The sequence below is a fragment of the Citrobacter sp. VF227 genome (assembly GCF_052950715.1).
Window position 1 is genome coordinate 1 of record NZ_JBRFVF010000214.1, and the last position, 552, is coordinate 552.

1 protein-coding gene is annotated in these 552 nt (G+C 70.3%); it reads left to right on the forward strand.

The features are described 5' to 3' along the window. Nucleotides 1-124: 124 nt before the first annotated feature. On the forward strand, nt 125-552 hold a 428-nt coding region (locus ACU8YC_RS25965; protein ID WP_446896108.1), incomplete at its 3' end, for an ATP-binding cassette domain-containing protein.

Below are 552 nucleotides of genomic sequence, written 5' to 3' on the forward strand. Positions count from 1 at the left end.
CTACGTGCGCGACATGGGGCCAGGGGGGGGCGAGAAAGGCGGCGTAGTGGTGGGCGAGGGCACGCGGAAGCAGGTGGAGTAGAACCGGCAGTCGCTGACCAGCAAGTACCTGCTCGGCAAGCGCGTGGTCGAATATCCGGACGAGCGGCTCGCGCCCGATCCGGAGCGGATGCTGCGCATCGTCGACGCGAACGGCAACAACCTGAAGCACGTCGATCTCGAGCTGCCGGTCGGGCTATTGACCTGCATCACCGGCGTGTCCGGCTCCGGCAAGTCGACGCTGCTGATGGTCATGGCCGGGCTGGAGCGGCCGGATTCCGGCGGCGTCGTCATCGAGGACACCGACCTCGTCCGGCTCGACGAGGACGCCCTCGCCCGGTTCCGCGGCCGGCGGATCGGCATCGTGTTCCAGGCCTTCCACCTCGTGCCGACCATGACGGCGCTGGAGAACGTGGCGCTACCGCTGGAACTCGCCGACCGGCCCGGCGCCCTGGAGCGCGCCCGCGCCGAGCTGGAGGCGGTCGGCCTCGGCCACCGGCTGCACCATTACCC